General features: G+C 71.8%; 22 protein-coding genes. 15 read left to right on the top strand and 7 right to left on the bottom strand.

Going from position 1 to position 24,109, the window contains the following annotated elements; genetic code table 11:
• Positions 1-141 precede the first annotated feature (141 nt).
• The 6 genes from OG753_RS15720 (at position 142) to OG753_RS15695 (ending at position 6,076) form a co-directional block, all read left to right on the top strand.
• The gene (locus OG753_RS15720) at positions 142-1,236 is read left to right on the top strand and encodes a carbohydrate kinase family protein (RefSeq protein ID WP_405788838.1); all 1,095 of its coding nucleotides are present in this window, start codon (positions 142-144) and stop codon (positions 1,234-1,236) included.
• Positions 1,237-1,360: 124 nt separating this feature from the next.
• Positions 1,361-3,481 carry a PhoH family protein gene (locus OG753_RS15715; RefSeq protein ID WP_405788837.1) on the top strand — a complete coding sequence of 707 codons (2,121 nt, stop codon included), beginning with the start codon at positions 1,361-1,363 and terminating at the stop codon, positions 3,479-3,481.
• Positions 3,482-3,494: 13 nt separating this feature from the next.
• Positions 3,495-3,992, top strand: coding sequence for an rRNA maturation RNase YbeY (gene ybeY / locus OG753_RS15710; RefSeq protein WP_327262414.1), 498 nt, complete (start codon positions 3,495-3,497; stop codon positions 3,990-3,992).
• The gene (locus OG753_RS15705) at positions 3,989-5,293 is read left to right on the top strand and encodes a hemolysin family protein (RefSeq protein WP_327262413.1); all 1,305 of its coding nucleotides are present in this window, start codon (positions 3,989-3,991) and stop codon (positions 5,291-5,293) included. The genes ybeY and OG753_RS15705 overlap by 4 nt, the downstream gene beginning before the upstream one ends.
• Entirely contained in the window at positions 5,290-5,652 is a 363-nt protein-coding gene (locus tag OG753_RS15700) for an MmcQ/YjbR family DNA-binding protein (RefSeq protein WP_405788836.1), read from the top strand. Before OG753_RS15705 ends, OG753_RS15700 begins: the two co-directional genes overlap by 4 nt.
• Positions 5,653-5,719: 67 nt before the next feature.
• A complete protein-coding gene (locus OG753_RS15695; RefSeq protein ID WP_405788835.1) occupies positions 5,720-6,076 on the top strand; it encodes a cytidine deaminase in 357 nt (118 codons plus the stop codon).
• A 207-nt stretch (positions 6,077-6,283) separates the two neighbouring features.
• Here the strand turns inward: OG753_RS15695 and OG753_RS15690 are convergent, their stop codons facing one another.
• Entirely contained in the window at positions 6,284-7,561 is a 1,278-nt protein-coding gene (locus OG753_RS15690) for an MFS transporter (RefSeq protein WP_405788834.1), read from the bottom strand.
• A gap of 71 nt (positions 7,562-7,632) precedes the next feature.
• Here OG753_RS15690 and OG753_RS15685 point away from each other — a divergent pair, with 71 nt between their 5' ends.
• The 3 genes from OG753_RS15685 to era all read left to right on the top strand — a co-directional run bounded on the left by OG753_RS15685 (position 7,633) and on the right by era (position 12,023).
• Entirely contained in the window at positions 7,633-8,679 is a 1,047-nt protein-coding gene (locus tag OG753_RS15685; RefSeq protein WP_405788832.1) for a GlxA family transcriptional regulator, read from the top strand.
• A 117-nt stretch (positions 8,680-8,796) separates the two neighbouring features.
• Positions 8,797-10,107 carry a beta-xylosidase gene (locus OG753_RS15680; protein WP_405788831.1) on the top strand — a complete coding sequence of 437 codons (1,311 nt, stop codon included), beginning with the start codon at positions 8,797-8,799 and terminating at the stop codon, positions 10,105-10,107.
• Between the two features lie 965 nt (positions 10,108-11,072).
• Positions 11,073-12,023, top strand: coding sequence for a GTPase Era (gene era, locus OG753_RS15675; RefSeq protein ID WP_327266774.1), 951 nt, complete (start codon positions 11,073-11,075; stop codon positions 12,021-12,023).
• A 101-nt stretch (positions 12,024-12,124) separates the two neighbouring features.
• Here the strand turns inward: era and OG753_RS15670 are convergent, their stop codons facing one another.
• The 5 genes from OG753_RS15670 to OG753_RS15650 form a co-directional block, all read right to left on the bottom strand.
• A complete protein-coding gene (locus tag OG753_RS15670) occupies positions 12,125-12,790 on the bottom strand; it encodes a class I SAM-dependent methyltransferase (protein ID WP_405788829.1) in 666 nt (221 codons plus the stop codon).
• Between the two features lie 103 nt (positions 12,791-12,893).
• Positions 12,894-13,373: an SMI1/KNR4 family protein gene (locus OG753_RS15665; RefSeq protein WP_405788827.1), complete on the bottom strand. Its 480-nt coding sequence runs from the start codon at positions 13,371-13,373 to the stop codon at positions 12,894-12,896.
• Between the two features lie 143 nt (positions 13,374-13,516).
• Positions 13,517-14,335, bottom strand: a complete 819-nt coding sequence (locus OG753_RS15660) for a GNAT family N-acetyltransferase (RefSeq protein WP_405788826.1) — start codon at positions 14,333-14,335, stop codon at positions 13,517-13,519.
• Positions 14,336-14,376: 41 nt separating this feature from the next.
• Complete coding sequence (locus tag OG753_RS15655; RefSeq protein WP_327262405.1) at positions 14,377-14,646, bottom strand: protealysin inhibitor emfourin; 270 nt, start codon at positions 14,644-14,646, stop codon at positions 14,377-14,379.
• A 9-nt stretch (positions 14,647-14,655) separates the two neighbouring features.
• The gene (locus tag OG753_RS15650; RefSeq protein WP_405788824.1) at positions 14,656-15,732 is read right to left on the bottom strand and encodes a M4 family metallopeptidase; all 1,077 of its coding nucleotides are present in this window, start codon (positions 15,730-15,732) and stop codon (positions 14,656-14,658) included.
• Between the two features lie 366 nt (positions 15,733-16,098).
• On the opposite strand from OG753_RS15650, the gene leuA reads away from it, so the two are divergent.
• Positions 16,099-17,862, top strand: coding sequence for a 2-isopropylmalate synthase (gene leuA, locus OG753_RS15645; RefSeq protein ID WP_405788822.1), 1,764 nt, complete (start codon positions 16,099-16,101; stop codon positions 17,860-17,862).
• Between the two features lie 77 nt (positions 17,863-17,939).
• Here leuA and OG753_RS15640 read toward each other — a convergent pair whose 3' ends face one another.
• Positions 17,940-18,698, bottom strand: a complete 759-nt coding sequence (locus OG753_RS15640; RefSeq protein WP_327262402.1) for an SDR family NAD(P)-dependent oxidoreductase — start codon at positions 18,696-18,698, stop codon at positions 17,940-17,942.
• 172 nt (positions 18,699-18,870) lie between these two features.
• On the opposite strand from OG753_RS15640, the gene OG753_RS15635 reads away from it, so the two are divergent.
• The 5 genes from OG753_RS15635 to OG753_RS15615 all read left to right on the top strand — a co-directional run bounded on the left by OG753_RS15635 (position 18,871) and on the right by OG753_RS15615 (position 24,070).
• Positions 18,871-19,566, top strand: coding sequence for a TerB family tellurite resistance protein (locus OG753_RS15635; protein ID WP_327262401.1), 696 nt, complete (start codon positions 18,871-18,873; stop codon positions 19,564-19,566).
• Between the two features lie 663 nt (positions 19,567-20,229).
• Entirely contained in the window at positions 20,230-21,798 is a 1,569-nt protein-coding gene (locus tag OG753_RS15630) for a nucleobase:cation symporter-2 family protein (protein ID WP_405788820.1), read from the top strand.
• Positions 21,799-21,898: 100 nt separating this feature from the next.
• Entirely contained in the window at positions 21,899-22,645 is a 747-nt protein-coding gene (gene recO, locus OG753_RS15625; RefSeq protein WP_030757462.1) for a DNA repair protein RecO, read from the top strand.
• 11 nt (positions 22,646-22,656) lie between these two features.
• Positions 22,657-23,478: an isoprenyl transferase gene (locus OG753_RS15620; protein WP_327262399.1), complete on the top strand. Its 822-nt coding sequence runs from the start codon at positions 22,657-22,659 to the stop codon at positions 23,476-23,478.
• 22 nt (positions 23,479-23,500) lie between these two features.
• Positions 23,501-24,070 (top strand): YcxB family protein, encoded by a 570-nt coding sequence (locus OG753_RS15615; protein ID WP_405788819.1) that lies wholly within the window; start codon positions 23,501-23,503, stop codon positions 24,068-24,070.
• The last annotated feature ends 39 nt before the right edge of the window (positions 24,071-24,109 follow it).

Raw genomic sequence — 24,109 nt, 5'->3', positions numbered from 1 at the left:
GGGCCGAGTGACGAAGGGCGATCCGAGGGTGATCTGCGCCACACTGGGTTTTGGTCCCGCCCGGTGGGGGCAGGGCTGGCAGCTTTCCACGGGAAAACGTCATGCAGAAACGGGCCTTCGAGAAACAACGGGGAGATCGCCGTGACCGGTCGGGACTTCGAAATCCGCGCAGCTGCAGTGGACCCGCTCGGTCCGCTGCGTGACCCCCAGGAACCGGGCTGCGACGTCTTCCTGACCGGAACGGTCTTCCTCGACATCATCTTCACGGGCCTCGACTCGGCCCCCGTGCGCGGTACGGAGTCCTGGGCGCGCGGCATGGGGTCCAGCCCCGGCGGCGTCGCCAACATGGCCACCGCCCTGGCCCGGCTCGGCCTGCGCACCTCGCTGGCCGCCGCCTTCGGGGACGACCACTACGGCGAGTACTGCTGGGACGCCCTGGAGCAGGGCGAGGGCATCGACCTGTCCATGTCGCACACCATTCCAGGCTGGCACAGTCCCGTCACCGTCTCGATGGCCTACGAGGGCGAGCGCACGATGGTCTCGCACGGACACGAGGCCCCTCCGCCCGCCGGCCCCGGGCCCTTCCCGCAGTGCCCGCCGCGGGCCCGTGCGGCCGTGGCCGCGCTCGGGCCCGGCCGCGGCGAGGAATGGATCGGCGAGGCCGCCCGGCGCGGCTCGCGGATCTTCGCGGACGTGGGCTGGGACGAGAGCGGCCGGTGGGACCTGGGTGCCCTGGCCGACCTGGAGCACTGCGAGGCCTTCCTGCCGAACGCGGGCGAGGCGATGCGGTACACCCGGACCGACTGCCCGAGAGCCGCGGCCCGGGCGCTGGCGGAGAAGGTGCCGATCGCGGTGGTGACGATGGGCGCGGAGGGCTCGTACGCGGTGGACGGGCGCACCGGGGAGACGGCGGACGTCCCCGGGATCACGGTGGACGAGCTGGACCCGACGGGCGCGGGCGACGTCTTCGTGGCGGGCTTCGTGACCGGCACCCTGGCGGGCTGGCCGCTCGCGGACCGGCTCGCCTTCGCCGGGCTGACCGCGGCCCTGTCGGTCCAGGAGTTCGGCGGCTCCCTGTCGGCCCCGGGCTGGCCCGAGGTGGCTCACTGGTGGCTGGGCGCCCCGCAGGAGCTGCGCGGCCGGTACGGCTTCCTGGACGACCTGATCCCGCCCGGCGGGGCCCCGGCGGCCCGGCGCAGGGCCGTCCCGACGATCGGCTTCCGGCACTCCGTGTAGCCGCGCGGGCCGCCGCTAAAACCCCTCGGGGAAGCCGAGGCGGAGACGTAGGCTTGGTTATCCGGAGGTCGTCGATCGGCGCGGCCCCTCAGCGGGAGGTATGTGCAGGCCACAGTGCCGGCCCATGACTCAGACACCCACAGCCCACATCCCGGCGCCGGGGCAGGCGCGAGCCCACTTCACCGTTCCGGCCACGCATCCGATGGTGACCGTGCTCGGTTCGGGCGACGTCCTCTTGCGCGTGATCGAGAAGGCCTTCCCGAAGGCCGACATCCATGTTCGGGGCAATCAGGTCAGCGCGATCGGTGAAGCGGCGGAAGTCGCCCTGATCCAGCGGCTTTTCGACGAGATGATGCTGGTGCTCCGCACCGGGCAGCCGATGACGGAGGACGCAGTGGAACGCTCGATCGCGATGCTCAAGGCGAGCGGCAACGGCAACGGCAAGAGCGACGGGCCCGCTGAGACGCCCGCCGAGGTGCTCACCCAGAACATCCTCTCCAGCCGCGGCCGCACCATCCGCCCCAAGACCCTCAACCAGAAGCGGTACGTCGACGCGATCGACAAGAACACCATCGTCTTCGGCATCGGCCCCGCCGGTACCGGCAAGACCTACCTCGCCATGGCCAAGGCCGTCCAGGCCCTCCAGTCCAAGCAGGTCAGCCGGATCATCCTGACCAGGCCCGCCGTCGAGGCGGGGGAGCGGCTCGGCTTCCTGCCGGGCACCCTCTTCGACAAGATCGACCCGTATCTGCGCCCGCTCTACGACGCGCTCCACGACATGATCGACCCCGACTCGATCCCGCGCCTGATGGCGGCGGGCACGATCGAGGTGGCCCCGCTGGCGTACATGAGGGGGCGTGCGATGCCCGTCTTCACGAACGTGCTGACGCCGGACGGCTGGCGCCCCATCGGTGATCTCCAGGTGGGCGACCTCGTCGTCGGGTCGAACGGTGAGCCGACCCCGGTCCTCGGCGTGTACCCGCAGGGCGAGAAGGACATCTACCGCCTTACGGCCCAGGACGGCTCCTGGACGCTGTGCTGCGGCGAGCACCTGTGGACCGTCAGGACGCGCGACGACAAGCGCCGCGACAAGCCGTGGCGGGTACTTGAAACCAAGGAGATGATCGGCAACCTCCGCGCGGCACACGCCCGCCGTTACGAGCTGCCGATGCTCACCGCTCCCGTTGCATTCCCCGAGCGCGAGGTCCCGATGGACCCGTACGCGCTGGGGCTGCTGCTCGGTGACGGCTGCCTCACCGGCTCCACCACGCCATCGTTCGCGACGGAGGACGAAGAGCTCGTCCGGGCCCTGGAGGCGGCTCTTCCCGGGGTCACCGCACGGCACAGGGGCGGCCCTGACTACGTCCTGAACAGGGTGAAGTCGCCCAGTGATGTGGTCACCCTGGAAAACCCCGTCACCCGGGTGATGCGTGAACTGGATCTGCTCGGCAGCCGTTCGCACTCGAAGTTCGTCCCGGACGACTACCTGTTCAACACGGCAGACGTCCGCCTCGCGGTACTCCAAGGCCTGCTCGACTCCGATGGCGGACCGGTCACTCAGCAGGGTCGCACCTGCCGGATCCAGTACTCAACGGCGTCGATCGTCCTGCGCGACGATGTGATCGCTCTGGTGCAGTCCCTCGGCGGAATTGCCTACACCCGACGCCGCATGGCAGACAGCCAGGTGCGAGGCACTGCCATCGCCGCACACCGTTATGACGCGCACGTCGTCGACATCCGGCTCCCCGAGGGCATCGAGCCCTTCCGCCTCGCCCGCAAGCGGGACGAGTACCACGCGGCCGGAGGCGGTGGGCGCCCGATGCGCTTCATCGACTCCATCGAGCCCGCGGGCCGCGAGGAGGCGGTGTGCATCCAGGTGGCAGCCGAGGACTCGCTGTACGTGACGCAGGACTACCTGCTGACGCACAACACCCTCAATGACGCGTTCGTCGTCCTCGACGAGGCGCAGAACACCACCGCCGAGCAGATGAAGATGTTCCTCACCCGGCTCGGCTTCGACTCGAAGATCGTCGTCACCGGTGACGTCACGCAGATCGACCTGCCGGGTGGCGCCAGGAGCGGTCTGCGGGAGGTCCAGAAGATCCTGGAAGGGGTCCCGGACATCCACTTCTCGCGGCTCACGTCCGAGGATGTCGTCCGCCACAAGCTGGTCGGCCGTATCGTCGATGCGTACGAGAAGTACGACGACGGCCAGCAGGCCGGATCCGGCCACCAGCGGAAGTAGAACCCAGCGCACCATGTCGATCGACGTCAACAACGAGTCCGGAACCGAGGTCGACGAGCAGGCGATCCTCGACATCGCCCGCTACGCGCTCACCCGGATGCGGATCCACCCGCTCTCCGAGCTCTCCGTCATCGTCATCGACGAGGACGCCATGGAGCAGCTCCACATCCAGTGGATGGATCTGCCCGGCCCGACCGACGTCATGTCCTTCCCGATGGACGAGCTCCGTCCGCCGGCGAAGGACGACGAGGAGCCCCCGCAGGGGCTCCTCGGGGACATCGTGCTCTGCCCCGAGGTCGCCAAGCGGCAGGGCGAGGAAGCCCCGACGCAGCACTCCATGGACGAGGAGCTCCAGCTCCTGACCGTCCACGGAGTGCTGCACCTGCTCGGCTACGACCACGAGGAGCCGGACGAGAAGGCCGAGATGTTCGGCCTCCAGGCGGCCATCGTCGACGGCTGGCGCGGTGACCGCGGCATGACCGGTCCGTCCCCGGCTCCGACCGTCTCGTGAACGCCCCGCAACTGATCACCGGGGCCGTCCTGCTGGTGGTGGTGGCCTGGTTCGCCGCGTGCGCCGAGTCCGGCATCGCCCGCATTTCGAGCTTCCGGGCCGAGCAGGCCGTACGGGAGGGCCGGCGCGGGAGCGAGAAGCTCGCCCAGGTCGCCGGCGACCCCACCCGCTACCTCAATGTGGCCCTGCTGGTCCGGGTCACCTGCGAGATGGCCGCCGGGGTGCTCGTCACCTACGTCTGCCTCGACGAGTTCGGCGAGAACTGGACCGCGCTGCTCGTGGCCATCGCCGTCATGGTGCTCGTCTCCTTCGTCGCCGTGGGCGTGTCCCCGCGTACGATCGGCCGCCAGCACCCGCTGAACACGGCGACGGCGGCCGCGTACGTCCTCGTACCGCTGGCCCGGATCATGGGGCCGATCCCGCAGCTGCTGATCCTCATCGGCAACGCGCTCACGCCCGGGAAGGGCTTCCGCAAGGGGCCGTTCGCCTCCGAGGCCGAGCTGCGCGCGATGGTGGACCTCGCCGAGCGGGAATCACTGATCGAGGACGACGAGCGCCGCATGGTGCACCAGGTCTTCGAACTCGGCGACACGCTGGTGCGCGAGGTGATGGTGCCGCGCACCGACCTGGTGTGCATCGAGCGGTACAAGACGGTCCGTCAGGCGACCACGCTCGCACTGCGGTCCGGCTTCTCGCGCATCCCGGTGACCGGGGAGAACGAGGACGACATAGTCGGGATCGTCTACCTGAAGGACCTCGTGCGCAAGACGCACATCAGCCGGGAGGCGGAGACCGACCTGGTTTCGACGGCGATGCGGCCGGCCGTCTTCGTACCGGACACCAAGAACGCGGGCGATCTGCTCCGCGAGATGCAGCAGGTGCGCAACCACGTGGCCGTCGTCATCGACGAGTACGGCGGCACGGCGGGCATCGTCACCATCGAGGACATCCTGGAAGAGATCGTCGGGGAGATCACCGACGAGTACGACCGCGAGCTCCCGCCGGTCGAGGACCTGGGCGAGGACCGCTACCGGGTCACCGCGCGGCTGGACATCACCGACCTCGGCGAGCTGTTCAAGGTCGAGGCCTTCGACGACGAGGACGTGGAGACGGTCGGCGGACTGCTGGCGAAGGCGCTGGGCCGGGTGCCGATCGCGGGCGCCTCGGCGGTGGTGGAGCTGCCGGACGGGCGTCCGCTGCGGCTGACGGCCGAGTCCCCGGCGGGCCGGCGCAACAAGATCGTGACGGTACTGGTGGAGCCGGTGGCCGCGGAGCAGGCCGCGGGGGAGGAGGGGGAATGACCCCGGAGCAGTTGCGCGCGTTCTGTCTGGACTTCAACGCGGCGGTGGAGGAGTTCCCCTTCACGCCGGAGACCTCGGTGTTCAAGGTGCTGGGCAAGGTCTTCGCGCTGTCGGCGCTGGACGCGCAGCCGCTCAAGGTCAATCTCAAGTGCGACCCGGAGCTGGCGGTGCGGCTGCGGGAGGAGCACGGGGCGATCGTGCCCGGCTACCACATGAACAAGCGGCACTGGAACACGGTGACCGTGGGCGGGCCGGACGGACTGCCGGACCGGCTCGTGCGGGAGCTGGTGGAGGACTCGTACGACCTGGTGGTGGCGGGCCTGCCGAAGGCGGAGCGGCTGCGGCTCGACCGGCCGTGACGGTCCCTCCGGGGCTTCGGCGGGGTGGTCGCACGGGGGCGCCCGGGCGCTCCCTATGCTTTCGACCATGACCGACAGCACCGGGATCGACCCCGAGGACAGCAAGATCATCACGCTGGCGCGCAGCGCCCGGGCGCGCAACGCGGTGCCGGAGGGGGCGGCGGTGCGGGACGAGACGGGCCGTACGTACGTCGCCGGGACGGTGGAGCTCGACTCCCTGAAGCTGAGCGCGCTGCAGACCGCGGTCGCGATGGCGGTGGCGAGCGGAGCGAGGTCGCTGGAGGCGGCCGCCGTGGTCAGCGCGGCCGACGCCCCGGCCGATGCCGACCGCGCGGCGGTCCGCGACCTCGGGGGCCCGGACACCCCGGTGCTCCTGGCGGCCCCGGACGGCACCCTGAAGTCCACCACCCTGGCGGGCCACTAGCCTCCCGGTCCCAGCCTCGCCGGCGTTTGAGGCGCGAGGTCCGGGGCGGAGCCCCGGGAAACCCGGCTCCGCCGGGCACCGGGCTCTGCCCGGACCCGCGCCTCAAACGCCGGCGGGGCTGGTTGGGTCCGGGCGGGGCTGGTTGGGCCCGGGCGGGGCTGAAGGCGGCGGCGGGGCCACGGGGTCGGAGGTGCGGGCCGCCGGAGGCTAGCGGCGGCGGCGGATCACCATCGCCATCAGCGCGGCCATCGCGCACAGTGCTCCCGAGGCGTACCAGACGGCGTCGTACGAGCCGGTGAGGTCGCGGACCAGGCCGCCCAGGAAGGCCACCACCGCCGCGCCGATCTGGTGCGAGGCCAGGACCCAGCCGAAGACGATCGCGCCGTCGTCCCCGTAGTGCTCGCGGCAGAGGGCGATCGTCGGCGGGACGGTCGCGACCCAGTCCAGGCCGTAGAAGACGATGAAGAAGACCAGCGGCGGCCGCACGGACGGCGCCAGCAGGATCGGCAGGAAGAGCAGCGAGATCCCGCGCAGGGCGTAGTAGACGGCCAGCAGCCGCCGGGAGTCGAAGCGGTCCGTGAACCAGCCCGAGGCCACCGTGCCGACGACGTCGAAGACGCCGATCACCGCCAGCAGCCCCGCGGCCGCCGTCACCGGCATGCCGTGGTCGTGCGCCGACGGCACGAAGTGGGTCCGCACCAGCCCGTTGGTGGAGGCCCCGCATATCGCGAAGGTGCCCGCCAGCAGCCAGAAGGGGCCGGTCCGGGCCGCGTCGAGGAGCACCTTCAGCGCCCGCCGCGCCGCGCCCGGTACGGGAGCGGGCTTGGGGGCGTACGTGCCGCCGTACGGCGCCAGCCCCACGTCCGACGGGTGGTCGCGCAGCAGCAGCCACACGAAGGGGACGACGGCCAGCGCCGCCAGTGCGACCGTCACCGTCGCCGGGCGCCAGCCGTGGTGGTCCACCAGCCAGGCCAGCAACGGCAGGAAGACCAGCTGGCCGGAGGCCCCGGCCGCGGTCAGGATGCCCGTGACGAGGCCGCGCCGGGCGGTGAACCAGCGGTTGGTCACCGTCGCCGCGAAGGCCAGGGCCATCGAGCCGCTGCCCAGGCCCACCAGTACGCCCCAGTACAGCACCAGCTGCCAGGGCGCGGTCATCCACACCGTGGCCAGCGCCCCGCCGGCGATGACGGTCAGGGCCAGCGCCACGACCCGGCGGATGCCGAAGCGGTCCATCAGCGCCGCGGCGAAGGGCGCGGTGAGCCCGTACAGCGCGAGGTTGACGGAGACGGCGAGGCCGATGGTGCCGCGCGACCAGTCGAATTCCGCGTGCAGCGGCTCGACGAGCAGTCCGGGCAGGGAGGCGAAGCCGGCCGCGCCGATGATCGTCACGAAGGCGACGGCGGCGACGAACCAGGCGCGGTGCACGCGCCCGGCCCGGCGGGGAGCGTGCGGGGTGGCCGTGGAGGCAGGGGCTGTCTGTGTCACGCGGCCAGCTTCCGGCCCGGGGCATCTCCTTCGAAAGTGGCCTGACTGTCATGCTTCGCTACGATCGGGCCATGGAGTCGAAACCGCAGATCCACCGCGTGGTCGTCCTCGCGCTCACCGGGCTGCTGCCCTTCGAGCTCGGCATCCCGCACCGGATCTTCGGGCGGGCCAAGGATCCGGCCGGGCGGCCGCTGTACGAGATCCTCACCTGCGGGCTCGCCCCCGGGCCCGTGCACACGGACGCCGACTTCGCGATCCAGGTCGAGCACGGCCCCGAACTGCTGGCCACCGCCGACACGGTGGTGGTGCCCGCCTCGTACGAGCTGGGCCCGGTGCACGAGGAGGGCAGGCTGAGCGACGAGCTGGCCGCCGCCCTCGCGCACATCCGGCCCGGCACCCGGCTCGTGTCCATCTGCACGGGCGGCTACGTGCTGGCCGCCGCGGGGTACCTGGACGGGCGCCCCGCCACCACCCACTGGGCCTCCGCCGAGCACTTCCAGCAGCTCTTCCCGGCCGTGCTCGTCGACCCGGACGTGCTCTACACCGACGACGGGGACGTGCTGACCTCGGCCGGGGTCGCGGCCGGCATCGACCTGTGCCTGCACATCGTGCGCCGCGACCACGGCGCGGCCGTCGCGAACGAGACCGCCCGGCGGACCGTCGTGCCGCCCCACCGGGAGGGCGGACAGGCGCAGTTCGTCGCGCGCCCGATGCCGGAGCCGCAGCTCGCCAGCACGACGGCGGCCCGCGCCTGGCTCATGGAACGGCTGCACGAGCCGATCCGGCTGTCCGATCTGGCCCGGCAGGAGGCCATGTCGGTACGGACCTTCACGCGCCGCTTCCGGGAGGAGTCGGGCGTCAGTCCGGGCCGGTGGATCGCCGGCCGGCGGGTGGAGCGGGCCCGGCAGCTGCTGGAGCAGACGGAGCTGCCGATGGAGCAGGTCGCGCGGGACAGCGGCTTCGGTACGGCCCAGTCGCTGCGCAAGCACGTGCAGGCGGCGCTGGGGGTGAGCCCGACGGCCTACCGCCGCACCTTCCGGGCGGCCGCCGCGACGGGACCGACGGGCACCCTGCCATCTCCTGATGGGTCATCAGTTGATGCCGGACCCGTGCATTGACTTCTCCCTCCCCCCGCTCGTGAATGGCCCCCTGCGCGGGGCTCGGGCGCGAGGGAATCCAGGGGGCGGGCAGTGCGAACAGGGGCGCGGAAGCGGAGATGGTCGGCAGCCGTCGGCATGGCCGTGCTGGCCGCCACGACCGGAGGAGCCCTCGGCGCGCCCGCCGCGGCCGAGGGCGAGACGCCCCCGGGCCAGGTGGAGTTCCCGACGCACTGCCTGCCGCCCCAGGAGGCCGGGCTCCCGCCCGCGGACGGACCGACCACCGCCCGGATCACCGTCGACAATCCGGCCCCGCAGGCCGGCGACACCGTCACCGTCACCTACCAGGTGCTCCGGACCCCCGCCGTGGCGCCCCTGGGTCCGGGCGGGGGCGACGGCGAACTCCCCGCCGACGTACTGACCCCGACCGGCCGGATCGTGCTGGCGGGCGCCCAGAGCGGTGAGGTCACCGTGGTCGGGGCCAAGCGCAACGATCCCGTTCCGGCCGGCGCGGCCCTCCCCGCCGTCACCATGACCGGCACCTTCACCGTCACCGCGCCCGGCGAGACCACCCTGGCCCCGGGCGGCTACACCCTGCACAGCAGTCACCCGATGGACCTCACCACCACCTGTACCGCGGACCCGGTGTCCCCCACGCCCGTCTCCGCCCGCCTGACCGCGACCGCGCTGCCCACGGCCAACCTGCGCAGCGTCTTCCTCGGCGCCGCCCAGGGCAGACCGGGCGGCAGGGTCAAGGTCACCGCCGCCGGCTTCCCGCCGGGCGCGGCCGTGACGGTGGCCGGGCGGGCGGGCGCCGCCGAGACCGCCGACCGGGTGCGGGCCACCGCCGACGAGCTGGGCACGGCCCTGGTGGAGCTGCCGGTCACGGACAGGGCCACCACCGCGGTGATCGCCTACGAGGGCGCCGCCTGGTCGGCGGGCCGGGGCTCGGGCCCGGCCGCGTACACCGTCATCGACGTCACCCCGCCGCCCTCCTCCGGCACCCAGAAGGTCACGGCGACGGTCGAGCCGGGCGCCCTCGGCATGACCCAGACCGGGGAGGCCATCACCCTGGGGGCCGTCCCCTACGGCGACGGCGGCGCGGCCCCCGGCCGGATCGGGACGGTGACCGTCACCGACGCCCGTGGCGGCCCGGCCGGCTGGTCCCTGACCGGCAAGGTCACCGACTTCACCGGACCCGGCGGGATCCGCATCCCCGGCGCCTCCCTGTCCTGGACCCCGAGGTGCGTGGCGGCCGCGGGCAGCCGGAGCACCTGTACGCCGGGCAGCGCGGGCGTGGTCGGCCCCGACGGTGCGCTCCTCGCCTCCGCCCCCGACGGCCCGCTGGTCGGCGGCACCTTCACCGTCGACGCCACGGTCACCCTCCAGGTGCCGCCGTACACCCCGCCGGGCGCGTACACGGCGACCCTGACCCTGACCCTGTCGTGACGAGCCGCCCGGCCCGGCCGCCGCGCCGCCTCCCGGGGAACGGCAGAAGGGCGGGGCGGGGACTGCTCCGTGCAGCGGCGGTCCTGTTGCTCGGCGGGATCGTTCTCGGCGGGCCCGCCGGGACGGCAACGGCAGCGGCCGCGGACGACGGCCGGTGGTCGGTGCTGCCCGTCGCGAACGGCGTCGGGCAGCGGCCCTGCTTCTACCTCGCCGCCGCACCCGGCCAGAGCGTCTTCGACGCAGTCACCCTGACCAACCCCAGCGACCGGCCCCGCACCTTCCGGCTCTACGCCGCCGACGCCTACAACACCGCCCGCGACGGCGGCTTCGCCGTGCGCGGACCCGACGGGCCGAGGCTGGCCACCGCCGCGTGGGCGAAGCTCGACCGGGAGCGGGTCACCGTACCGGCCCGGGGGTCGGCCGCCGTCGGCTTCACCCTCACCGTCCCCGACCGGGCGGAGCCCGGGGACCACCCCGGCGCCGTGGTGGCCCTGGAGGAGCGGCCCGCCGCGGCCACCGCCGGGGGCGGGATCGGCGTGCAGCAGGCCGTCGCCGCCCGGGTGTACCTGCGGGTGACCGGCCCCACCGCCCCGGCCCTCGCCGTCCGGGGAGTCACCGTGAGCCGTCGCGGCCCGGACGCGGAGATCTCGTACATGCTCCACAACACCGGCAATGTCACCCTCCGCCCCCGCGCCACCCTCACCGCGACCGGCGCCCTCGGCCGCACGCTCCTCGGCCGCCCGCTCGGCGGGCTGCCCGCAGAACTGCTGCCGGGTCAGGAAGTACGGCTCGGCGCCCGTTGGGAGGGCGCGCCCAGAGCGGAATGGGCCGAGGTCGCGGTGCATGCCCGGGCGGACGGAACCACAGCTCAGGGCCGTGCGGACCTCGCCGAGTACCCCTCGCTCACGGCCGTGCCGGCCCTCGCCGTGGTGATCTGGTCGGCGCTGGGAGCCGCATCGGGGAGAATGGCCCGTATGAGCGATCGTTCCCCCGAGTCCACCGCCCCGCACCGTGCGGGGTTCGCCTGCTTCGTCGGCCGCCCCAACGCGGGGAAGTCGACCCTCACCAACGCACTCGTGGGCACCAAGGTCGCGATCACCTCCAACCGGCCGCAGACCACCCGCCACACCGTCCGCGGCATCGTGCACCGCCCCGACGCCCAGCTCGTCCTCGTCGACACGCCCGGCCTGCACAAGCCGCGCACCCTGCTCGGCGAGCGCCTCAACGACGTCGTACGGACCACCTGGGCCGAGGTCGACGTCATCGGCTTCTGCCTGCCGGCCGACCAGAAGCTCGGCCCCGGCGACAAGTTCATCGCCAAGGAGCTGGCGGGGATCAAGAAGACCCCCAAGATCGCCATCATCACCAAGACCGACCTGGTCGAGTCCAAGGTGGTGGGCGAGCAGCTCATCGCCGTGCACCGGCTCGCCGAGGAGCTCGGTTTCGAGTGGGCCGAGATCGTCCCCGTCTCGGCGGTCGGCGACACCCAGGTCCAGCTGCTGGCGGACCTGATCGCGCCGCTGCTGCCGGAGAGCCCGCCGCTCTACCCGGAGGGCGACCTCACCGACGAGCCCGAGATGGTCATGGTCGCGGAGCTGATCCGCGAGGCCGCGCTGGAGGGCGTACGGGACGAGCTCCCGCACTCCATCGCCGTGGTCGTCGAGGAGATGATCCCGCGCGAGAACCGGCCGGCGGACCGCCCGCTGCTCGACATTCACGCGAACGTCTACATCGAGCGGCCGAGCCAGAAGGGCATCATCATCGGCCCGAAGGGCTCCCGCCTGAAGGAGGTCGGGATGAAGTCGCGCAAGCACATCGAGGCGCTGCTCGGCACCCCGGTCTTCCTCGACCTCCACGTGAAGGTCGCCAAGGACTGGCAGCGGGACCCCAAGCAGCTGCGCAAGCTCGGCTTCTGAGGCACCCGGCGACACCACGACGGACGGACGCGGCCCCGCACGGGGCCGCGTCCGTCCGTCGTTCCGTTCGCCGGTCCTTCGCCGAGCCGTCCGTCAGCCGGCTACGCGGGCCGGCGCACCCGCACCACGTTGTCCGTACGGGTCCCCGGCGTACCGTCGGGCTGCTGCTGGACCCGCTCGGTCTCCTCGGCCCGCAGCACCTCCCAGCCCGCCGTGACCGGCTTCAGCTGCGCGAGCACCTCGTCGGGCGTGGGGAAGTGCGCCTCCTCGCGTTCGTCCTGCCACGGCGCCCAGCCCGCGTGGCCGACCACCAGCAGGGTGCCGCCGGGGGCGACGGCCGAGGCGGCCCTGCGCAGGACGGCGTCCCGGGGGAAGTCCCCGTAGTTGTGCAGGAAGCAGGCCGAGACGAGGTCGAACTCCCCCTCCGGGAAGGACTCCGTCAGGTCGTGCTGCGCGAAGGAGACGCGCTCCGCGACCCCGGCGTCCGCGGTGTGCTCGGCGGCCCGGCCGAGGGCGACCCCGGAGATGTCCGTCCCGGTGACGGTCCACCCGCGGCGGGCCAGCCAGACGGCGTCGCCGCCCTCCCCGCAGCCCAGATCCAGGGCCCGGCCCGGGGCGAGGCCGGACACCTCGTGCACCAGCATGGCGTTGGCCTCGCCGCTCCAGATCCGGTCGCTCTCGCCGTAGCGGCCGTCCCAGAACTCCTCGCCCGCCAGCGCCCCGGGCTCGGGGTGGTGGTGGGTGTGCGCGTGCGCGTGCTCGGTCATGGATTCCTCTTCCAGTCGGGTGCCGGTACGGCCGATGCTCCGCCCGCCCGACGAGGTACGGCAAACTTTGTTGCCGACCCGGCAAAAGAGGAGTCTGGCGGGGTCAGAAATCCGCGGGCCCGCCCCAGTCCGGCCCCAGCAGGTGCGAGAGGTCGGTCAGGCCCAGGTCCCGCCATTCCTGGAAGGTCAGCGGGGGCGCGCCGCCGGGGTGGTCGAAGGACAGCGGCACGATCAGCTCGCACGTGGCGCGGCCGTCCCACCACACCGTGCCGGCCAGCGGTCCCGTGAGCGCGAGCAGCGTGGCGAAACCGCAGCCGTTGTCCTGGAGGACGACGGCGCCGGCCGTCTCACGGTCCTCGTACTCGTCGGCCCCGCCCCACGGGCCGCCGTCCGCGGCGTACGAGTCCGGGTGCGGGAAGGGGAGGCGCAGCAGGTCGCGCTGCACGGTGTCGTTCTCGTCCCACCACCAGCCGGCCGGACCCTTCGCCAGCCGGTGCAGCCTGCCGCCCGAGCTGACCTCGGTCAGGTACGAGCGGTACGCGGGCGGGAAGCGGATACCCAGCTCCTCCTCGGCCTCGGTCACCTCGGCCGCGGTCAGCGGGGGGTGGTTCGGCGGAGGCGGCGGCGCGGGCCACCCCCGGGCCTGCGCCCGGACCGGGATCGGAGGCGGGTCCGGCGTCGGGGCCGGCGCTCTGCGGGCTGCCCGCAGCCGTCGGAGCAGGCGCATCACACCCCCGGCTCGGCGATCAGGGCCGTGGCCACCCGGCGGAAGCCGATGCGGGAGTAGACGCGGGCGACGGCCTCGTCGCCGGCCGAGAGGAAGACCGTACGGGCCCCGCGCTCGCGGGCCCGGGCGACCAGGGCGGCGGTGACCCCGAGGGCCAGTCCCTGGCGGCGGGCCGAGGGGAGGGTGCCGACGCCCACGACCTCCACGACGTCCCCGACCGGGTTGTACTGGCCCGCGCAGAGCACCACGCCGTCCCGTACGGCCGCAGCCAGGGCCGTGGTGCCCGCCGTCAGCTTGCCGGACACCCGCGCCCGGCCCTCCTCCGCCGCCGGGTCCGTGATCGCGGCCGCCAGTTCCGCGGGCCCGGCCTCGCCCACGGCCGTTCCCGGGGCGGCGAAGGCCAGGGCCGGGACCGTCACCGCGGCCGTCAGCAGCGGGTCGTCCGCGTCGAGCAGGCGGACCTCCGGGTGCGGCGGCAGGACCTCGGCCGAGGGGTCCAGCACCATCAGCGGGTGCTCGTGGACCTGGAGACCGGCCGCCTCCACCGCAGCCCGGAGCGAGGGGCTGGTTTCGGCCACCCACTCGAAGGCCTCGGGCACCTTCAGTTCCCGCTGGCGCTGCCAGACCCGTTCCACGTCGGCCCGGGTGGCCTCGGGGCCGCCGAGCGCGGGCCGCGCGTAGTACTGCCAGCCCGTGCCCTCCTGGACGAACAGGGTCAGCGCCCCGAAGTCCTCGGCGCGGGCCCCGCCCACCCGCGGCACCGTGTCGAAGTAGCGCTCCAGCTCGGACAGCGTCGAATCGATCATGTGATTGGTCATCCGGCCATCCAAACAAAGTGGTGCCCCGGGGGCACCTGCTTTCAGGCGCCCTCCTTCAGCACGCGCGAGATGAGTGCCCGCTGGGCCTCCGACAGGTTCGGCTCCGCGCAGGTCACCGTCCGCCCGTCCACCGTGATCCGGTACGAGAAGCCGTCCCGTACCCGGTCCGTCGGGTCTCCCGGCGGACCGGGCCGCAGCGCGAGCTGGGCCAGGGCCTGCCACTCCTTCGCGTCCGGCCGGCCCGTGGTGTCCACCTCGGCCCGGCGCTCGATGCCCGCGAAGCCGCCCGTCCTTACCACCTGAATGCGCATGGGAGCCCTCTACCCCGCGAGCGGGACACCCACCGCGGACCACGCCTTCTGGAGCGCCTGGTGCTCAGTGCCGCCGTCCCCGTACCGGGTCACGGCCGCAGCCGTCGAGAGCCGGGCGAAGTCGGCGAAGTCGGCCCTCGGGGTGAGCTCACCGCCGGTCAGGGTGTCGTACCAGATCTGCCCGGCCCGCTCCCAGGCCTTGCCGCCCAGCTCGGTCGCCACGATGTAGAAGGCGTGGTTGGGGATGCCGGAGTTGATGTGGACCCCGCCGTTGTCGCTGTGGGTGTTGACGTAGTCGTCCATGGTGGCCGGCTGCGGGTCCTTGCCGAGCTCGTCGTCGTCGTAGGCGGTGCCGGGTGCCTTCATCGACCGCAGCGCGACCCCGGTGACGTTGGGGCCGAGGAGTCCGGCCCCGATCAGCCAGTCGGCCTGCTCCGCCGTCTGCTCCAGCGAGTACTGCTTGATCAGCGAGCCGAAGACGTCCGACATCGACTCGTTCAGGGCGCCCGACTGGCCGCGGTAGACCAGGTTCGCCGTGTACTGGGTGACGCCGTGGGTCAGCTCGTGCCCGATGACGTCCACCGACACGGTGAAGTCGAGGAAGAGGTCCCCGTCCCCGTCGCCGAAGACCATCTGGCGGCCGTCCCAGAAGGCGTTGTTGTACTCCTCGCCGTAATGGACGGTCGCGTCCAGCGGGAGCCCGGAGTCGTCGATCGAGCGCCGGCCGAAGCCCTTCAGGAACAGTTCGTACGTGGCCCCGAGGCCCGCGTAGGCGCGGTTGACGGTGGCGTCCTGGCTCAGCGGGTCGCCCTCCCCGCGGACCTTCTTCCCGGGCAGCCGGGTGCGGTGCTCGGCGTCGTGGACGGTCCGGTCCGGTGTGTCGGAGGCCGGTGCGGCGAGGGTGGGGACGATCCCTCGGACGGCGGTGACCCGGCGCCGGGTGCGCAGCAGGGAGTCGCGTTCGAGGGTGCGCTGGGCGAGGTCGGCGCGGCGGGAGTCCTCGGAGCGGGCGGCCCTGTCGAGGAGGTGCGGCGGTACGACCGTGCAGAAGACGGGGTGACGGCGGTGGGTGTGGGAGGCATCCATGCCCGGCAATGTGGCAGTGAGTCATGACTGTGTCACTACCTGCGACCATGATTCATTCACTTGTCTGAAAGCGGTGACGCCGGATTGACGGAACAACCACACCCGGTGCGAAGGAAAGAGGCTTGGCTCACATTTGGGGCAAATCGGACCCTCGGGTCTTGCATACTGAAACAGGTCCTCGCGTTACCGCGCGGCTCGGCTAGGCTCGGCCCATCATGCGTTTCGGGCTGCTTCTCCTTAGCTGCCGCGGCGAGGGTCTGTAGTCGTAGGCCGACCCCCTCCCCGCGGAGTTTGGTGTCGCGGTTTTTACGACCGCCGTCGGCCGTCCCAGCGAACTACACGCGGACACGCGAGGAGCCCAACGCCATGAGCCAGCAGCCTTTTGTCGGTCGCCCCACGCCCATCACGAACGCGACCCACACCCAGCAGCCCTCCGGGATGCCGGTCCACAAGTACGGACAGTACGAACAGGTGGACATCCCGGACCGCACCTGGCCGGACGCCCGCGTCACCAAGGCCCCCCGCTGGCTCTCCACGGACCTGCGTGACGGCAACCAGTCGCTGATCGACCCGATGACCCCCGCCCGCAAGCGCGAGATGTTCGACCTGCTGGTGCGCATGGGCTACAAGGAGATCGAGGTCGGCTTCCCCTCCTCCGGCGAGACCGACTTCGCCTTCGTGCGCTCCATCATCGAAGAGGGCGCGATCCCCGACGACGTCACCATCTCCGTACTGACCCAGGCCCGCGAGGACCTGATCGAGCGGACCGTGGAGTCCCTGGTCGGCGCCAGGCGCGCCACCGTCCACCTGTACAACGCGACCGCCCCGACCTTCCGCCGGGTCGTCTTCCGCGGCTCCAAGGAGCAGATCAAGCAGATCGCCGTCGACGGCACCCGCCTGGTCATGGAGTACGCCGACAAGCTGCTGGGCCCGGAGACCACCTTCGGCTACCAGTACAGCCCGGAGATCTTCACCGACACCGAGCTGGACTTCGCCCTGGAGGTCTGCGAGGCCGTCTGTGACGTCTGGCAGCCGGCCGCAGGCCGCGAGATCATCCTGAACCTGCCCGCCACCGTGGAGCGCTCGACGCCGTCCACGCACGCGGACCGCTTCGAGTGGATGGCCCGCAACCTGACCCGCCGCGAGCACGTCTGCATCTCCGTCCACCCGCACAACGACCGCGGCACCGCCGTCGCCGCCGCCGAGCTGGCCCTGATGGCCGGCGCCGACCGCATCGAGGGCTGCCTGTTCGGCCAGGGCGAGCGCACCGGCAACGTCGACCTGATCACCCTGGGCATGAACCTGTTCTCCCAGGGCATCGACCCGCAGATCGACTTCTCGCAGATCGACGAGATCCGTCGCACCAGCGAGTACTGCAACCAGATGGAAGTCCACCCGCGCCACCCCTACGCGGGCGACCTCGTCTACACCGCCTTCTCCGGCTCCCACCAGGACGCCATCAAGAAGGGCTTCGACGCCATGGAGGCCGACGCCGCGGCCGCCGGGAAGACCGTCGACGACATCGAGTGGGCCGTCCCGTACCTGCCGATCGACCCGAAGGACGTCGGCCGTTCCTACGAGGCCGTGATCCGCGTCAACTCGCAGTCCGGCAAGGGCGGCATCGCGTACGTCCTGAAGAACGACCACAAGCTGGACCTGCCGCGCCGCATGCAGATCGAGTTCTCCCGGATCATCCAGGCCAAGACCGACTCCGAGGGCGGAGAGGTCACGCCGAAGGCGATCTGGTCGGTCTTCGAGGACGAGTACCTGCCCAACCCCGAGAACCCGTGGGGGCGCATCCAGCTGCGTTCCGGTTCCACCGCCACCGACAAGGACGGCACGGACACGCTGACCGTCGAGGCGGTCGTGGACGGTGCGGACACGGTCCTGAACGGCACCGGCAACGGTCCCATCTCGGCCTTCTTCGACGCGCTGGCCGGCATCGGCATCGACGCCCGCCTGCTGGACTACACCGAGCACACCATGAGCGAGGGCGCCTCCGCCGTGGCCGCCTCGTACATCGAGTGCGCGATCGACGGCCGTGTCCTGTGGGGCATCGGCATCGACGCCAACACCACCCGCGCCTCCCTGAAGGCGGTCATCTCCGCCGTCAACCGCGCGGGCCGCTGATCCTCCGTACGTGAGCCCCGCCCCCTTCCTTTCCGAAGGGGGCGGGGCTCCGTCGTTCCCGCGCCCGCCCGGCGGGCTCAGCGGGCCAGGTAGCCGCCGTCCACCGGCACGATCGCGCCCGTCACGAACGAGGCCGCGTCCGAGGCCAGGAAGGCGATGACCCGGGCCACCTCCTCCGGCTCGCCGAGGCGGCCCATCGGGTGCGCCCCCGTGATCTGCGACAGGTACTCCGGCCCGCCGGGCTCGTCCTCCAGCGCGATGACCCGCTCCGTACGGATGGTTCCCGGAGCCACCGCGTTGACCCGGATCCCGTGCGCGGCCCACTCCACCGCGAGGTGCTTGGTCAGCCCCGACGCCACGAACTTCGCGGGTCCGTAGGCGGCCTGGCGCGCCTGCCCGGCCACTCCGGAGATCGAGGACACGCAGACCAGTGCACCGCCGGGGCGCGGCTGCGCGGTCATCGCCTCGATGGCGTACTTGCAGGTCAGGAACATGCCGCGGCCGTCGATCGCCATGACGTGGTCCCAGTCCTCGGGACTGGTCTCCCGTACGTCGGAGAGCGGGAGGACCCCGGCGTTCGCCACGGCGACGTCCAGGCGTCCGTACGCCCCGACCGCGGCGGCCACCATCGCGTGATTGGCCTCCGGATCGGCGACGTCACCGGCGACCGCCGTGATCGCGTACCCCTCGGCGGCCAGTTCCGTACGCAGGTCCTCGACCCCGGGGCCGTTGATGTCGGCCGCGGTCACCAGGGCCCCCGAACGGGCCAGCAGCAGGGCGGTGGCCCGGCCGATCCCGCTCGCGGCGCCGGTGACCAGACAGGACTTCTCGTTCATGCGGCGAACCCTAGAGGGAGCGGCGCCGGGTCCGGGGGATGCCGGGGGGCGCAGACCGGCCAAGTCCGCGGCCCGGCACATGTTGTCTTGTCACACGACTGACGCATCCTCACCGATGTGGCTAACATCACGCCCACCCGGCGATGTTGCCGGAGGGTTACGGAGGTGCGACGTGCTGCCAGTTCGGGGTGGGGACGGCCGGAAGCTGACGGTCTGGGGCACCCGTACCACCTGGAGCACCGTGGGTGACGGGGAGTTCTTCTGCCCGGCCTGCGGTGGCGACCGGAACTACCGCCGGCGCACCGGACGACGCCGGTTCACCGTCCTCGGTGTGCCGCTGCTGCCCCGCGGGCAGGACGGGCCCGTCATCGAGTGCCAGGGCTGCCGCGCCCGCTTCGACACGGACGTCCTGGACCACCTCACCACCACGCGCTTCACGGCCCTCCTGCGCGACGCCGTGCACACCGTGGCGCTCGCCGTGCTCACCGCGGGCGGGACGGCCTCGCGCAGCGCACTGGAGGCCGCCGTGGGCGCCGTACGGGCCGCGGGCTTCCAGGACTGCACCGAGGAGCAGCTGGAGTCCCTCGTGGAGGCGCTGTCCACCGACGAGGGCCGGCTCGGGCTGTACGACGTCCCCGAGTGCTGCGGGGCCGCGCTGTCGATAGAGCTCCACGAGGCCCTGGAGCCGCTGGCTCCGCACCTGGCCGGCCCGGGCCGCGAATCGATCCTGCTCCAGGGGGCCCGTATCGCGCTCGCGGACGGCCCGTACACCCCGGCCGAGCGCGAGGTGCTCGCGACGGTCGGCTCGGCGCTGCGGATCGACACGGACGAGGTGGCCCGGCTGCTGTCGGCGGTACGCGCGCCGTAGCGCGCAGCTGCGCGGCCCGGTGGTTCCGTGGTCCGCGCGGCCTGTGACCCGCGGCCCGGATCCCCGCTCCCGCGGACCGGATACGAGGCGGCCCCGCGCGGATCCACGGGTGGGGCCGCTGCGTGTCCGGTCCGCGGACTCCGATCCGTCCGAAACGGCCTTCCGTGACGTAACGATCCGGCCTCACAGGGACGATTTCGGGACGCGTGAACGCCGCGTGAAGGCCGGACGCGTCTCCTCCACGCTCGACGTGTCCACCAGTCGGACGGCCGGAACGGCGCATTCGGATGCGCCTGCCCGGAGGATCGTAGAGCCCATACGCGCACGTCACGGTGGGTGCGCTCGGCGAACGCGCGGCAGGAACGGCCGGCCCTGGAGGGCTGTGCACATACCCCTGTCGACGAGCCCGCACCACTGGAGAAACCTACAGATCGGGCCTGCCTCAAGGTCAACAGTTTGTAGAAGTCGACGATATCTGTGAGGCCCCCCACAGGCGTTCAATTCCGGTCACACGACAAGACGGCGCCGTTAACACAGCGCGGCTTCGATTCACCTCACCGTGAACGCACTGACAACCCTGGCGTACCAACGGGTTAGCGACCCACTGCGCCCAGGGACAACCAGATCTCCTCTCACTTACCTACCTTGAAGGGCAAGGCTGAGATGGCACGTGTCGCCGCCCGGCTTTCCACCGACGGAGAGCAGAGCACGCACCCGGTCGACGAGGTGCTCCCCGTCCCCAAGCTCGCGCTGTACGGCTTCCAGCACGTACTCGCCTTCTACGCCGGCGCGGTGATCGTTCCGATCATCGTCGGCAATGCGCTGAAGCTGAGCCCTGAACAGCTGGTCTACCTGATCAACGCGGACCTCTTCACCTGCGGTATCGCCTCGATCATCCAGGCCTGGGGCATAGGCCGGATCGGTGCGCGACTGCCACTGATCCAGGGCGTGACCTTCACCGCGGTCTCCCCGATGATCGCCATCGGTCTCGGCGCCGGGGGCGGTACCGCCGCCCTCCTGGTCATCTACGGCGCGGTGATCACCGCCGGTATCGCCACCTTCGCCTTCGCCTGGCTGCCGGCCAAGGCCTTCCGGACCGTCATGCGGCTGTTCCCGCCGGTCGTCACCGGCACGGTGATCACCGTTCTGGGCATCGTCCTGATCCCGGTCGGCCTCAACGACGCGGCCGGCGGCCTCGGCAGCCCCGACTTCGGAGAGCCGAAGAACTTCGCCTACGCCGGCGGCACGATGCTCTTCATCCTGATCCTGATGAAGATCGGCAAGCCGTTCCTCTCCAGCATCTCGATCCTCCTCGGCCTGGTCGTCGGCACCACCGTCGCCTTCCTCCTCGGAGACGCGAAGTTCGGCGACGTGAGCAACTCCGACTGGGTCGGCGTCACCACCCCCTTCCACTTCGGTGTCCCGAAGTTCGAATGGTTCCCGATCGTCCTGATGCTCATCGTCATGCTGATCACCATGGTCGAGACGACCGGTGACACGTACGCCGTCGGCGACATCGTCGGCAAGGAGGTCGACAGCGAGACCGTGGCGCGCGCCCTGCGTGCCGACGGCGCCGCGACCGCCCTCGGCGGTGTCCTCAACTCCTTCCCGTACGTGGCCTTCGCCGAGAACGTCGGCCTGGTGCGGATGACGAAGGTGAAGAGCCGGTTCGTGGTCGTCGCCGCGGGTGTGTTCATGATCATCCTGGGGATGCTGCCCAAGGCCGCCGCGATCGTCGCCGCCGTCCCGCACGGGGTCCTCGGCGGCGCCGCGACCGTCATGTTCGCCATGGTCGCCCTGGCCGGTATCCAGACCCTGGGCAAGGTGGACCTGAAGGAGGAGAAGAACGCGCTGATCGTCGGCGTCTCCCTCGCCTTCGCCCTGCTTCCGGCGACCGTCCCGGTCTTCTTCGCCAAGCACATGGACCCGGACCTGTCCTCGCTGCTCAACAGCGGTGTGACGCTCGGCGCCACGGCGGCCATCGTCCTCAACCTGATCTTCAACGGTCTGGGCAAGGACGACGCGCACGGACGCGGCATCGAAGTGGCCGAGGCGGTCTCCGCGGCGGTGCCCGGACAGGCGGCGGCCCCGGCGGCCGGCGCGGAGAAGGGCAGCGCGGAGAAGGCCGGTGCCGAGAAGGCCGATGCGCAGAATGCCGGCGCGGAGAAGGCCGGTGCGGAGACGTCCGGCGGCTCCGGGCCGGCGAACGGCGCGGACACCTCCGCTCCCTGATCCTCCCAAGGGGTGCCCGCCCCCCGTCCGGACCCCCGCGGTCCGGGCGGGGGGCCGGTGCTGTCCCCGGAACCACCGCCGGGCGGGTGACAATGGGCGCATGAGTCTGTTCCGCGACGACGGCATCGTGCTGCGCACCCAGAAGCTGGGTGAGGCGGACCGCATCATCACGCTGCTGACCCGCGGTCACGGCCGGGTGCGGGCCGTCGCCCGCGGGGTCCGGCGTACGAAATCCAAATTCGGCGCCCGGCTGGAACCTTTCTCCCACGCCGACGTGCAGTTCTTCGCCCGGGGCAGCGAGCTGATCGGCCGCAGCCTCCCGCTCTGCACCCAGACCGAGATCATCGCCCCGTACGGCAACGGCATCGTCACCGACTACGCCCGCTACACCGCCGGCACCGCCATGCTGGAGACCGCCGAGCGGTTCACCGAGAACGAGGGCGAGCCCGCCGTGCAGCAGTACCTGCTGCTCGTCGGAGCCCTGCGCACCCTCTCGCGCGGCGAGCACGAGCCCCACCTCATCCTCGACGCCTTCCTGCTGCGCTCCCTCGCCGTCAACGGCTACGCGCCCAGCTTCGAGGACTGCGCGAAGTGCGGCATCCACGGACCCAACCGGCACTTCTCCGTCGCCGCGGGCGGAGTGATATGCGGGGACTGCCGGGTGCCCGGCAGCGTCGTACCCTCGTCTGAGGCCATCGCCCTGCTCAGCGCCCTGCTGACGGGCGACTGGGGGCATGCCGACGCGTGCGAGGCGCGTCACGTGCGGGAGGGCAGCGGGCTGGTCTCCGCCTATTTGCACTGGCATCTGGAGCGCGGGCTACGCTCCCTGCGATACGTCGAGAAATAGGAGCTGGGCACATGGCACGACGCGGGATTCTGGGGCGCTCTCGCCGCGAGTACAAGGTTCCCGAGCCGCACCCGTCCGGCGCGGTTCCGCCGAAGATCCCCGGCGAGCTGGTCCCGAACCACGTGGCCATCGTCATGGACGGCAACGGCCGCTGGGCCAAGGAGCGCGGGCTGCCGCGCACCGAGGGCCACAAGGTCGGCGAGGGCGTCGTGCTCGACGTGCTCAAGGGCTGCCTGGAGATGGGCGTCAAGAACCTCTCCCTGTATGCCTTCTCGACGGAGAACTGGAAGCGCTCCCCCGACGAGGTCCGCTTCCTCATGAACTTCAACCGCGACGTGATCCGGCGCCGCCGCGACGAGATGAACGAGCTCGGCATCCGCATCCGCTGGGTCGGCCGCATGCCGAAGATGTGGAAGTCGGTCGTCCAAGAGCTCCAGGTCGCACAGGAGCAGACCGTCGACAACGACGCCATGACCCTGTACTTCTGCGTCAACTACGGCGGCCGCGCGGAGATCTCGGACGCGGCTCAGGCCATCGCCCGTGATGTGGCCGCCGGCCGGCTGGACCCGTCGAAGGTGAACGAGAAGACCTTCGCGAAGTACATGTACTACCCGGACATGCCGGACGTGGACCTCTTCCTGCGCCCCAGCGGGGAGCAGCGCACCTCCAACTACCTGCTCTGGCAGAGCGCGTACGCCGAGATGGTCTTCCAGGACGTGCTGTGGCCGGACTTCGACCGCCGCAACCTCTGGGCGGCGTGCCTGGAGTACGCCCAGCGCGACCGCCGCTTCGGCGGGGCCGTCCCGAACCAGTCCGAGGGCGCCACGGGCTGAGCCGCGGCCTATGGTCACCCGTGTGAACACGGGCGGGGAACACACAGGTCAGGCCGAGGGCAGCGGCGAGCGGGCCGGGCAGACGGGTGAGCAGGTCGTGCTCGTCTACCGGCTGACGCTCGCCGACCTCCGGGGAGCCGCCCGGATCCGAGCCCGCCGGACCGCCGCAGGCCGACTGGAGGCGCTGCTGATCCTGCTGCTGCCGCCCGCCGTCATGGTGGGACTGGGGGTGTTCCGGGGCTCCGGCCCGGCCGCGACCACGATCTCGACGGTGATCACCACGGGCATCGCGGTGGTCGCCCTCGGATGGGCCCGGCGCAGCACGGTTCGCCAGGCGTACGCCGCGGCGGAGCGGTACGGGCAGTGCCGCACGGTCGTCGACGAGCTGGGCGCCGTCACTACGGGCGAAATCGAGGCCGTGACGGTCGACTGGACGGGCTTCCCTGCATACGCCGAGACGCCGGAGCTGTTCGTCCTCTTCGGCGGCAGGCGCGAGAGCGCCGTCCAGGTGCTGCCGAAGCGCGGAGCCCAGGCCCCGGCCGACGCCGACCGGCTGCGCGCGGTCCTGGAGCGGAACCTGCGCAGGATCTAGATCGTCTCTTTCGGATCTTGCCGGGCCGACAAGATCCGA

The sequence above is a fragment of the Streptomyces sp. NBC_00029 genome (assembly GCF_045160505.1).
GTDB lineage: Bacteria > Actinomycetota > Actinomycetes > Streptomycetales > Streptomycetaceae > Streptomyces.
This window is presented reverse-complemented; position numbering and strand designations above follow the sequence as displayed.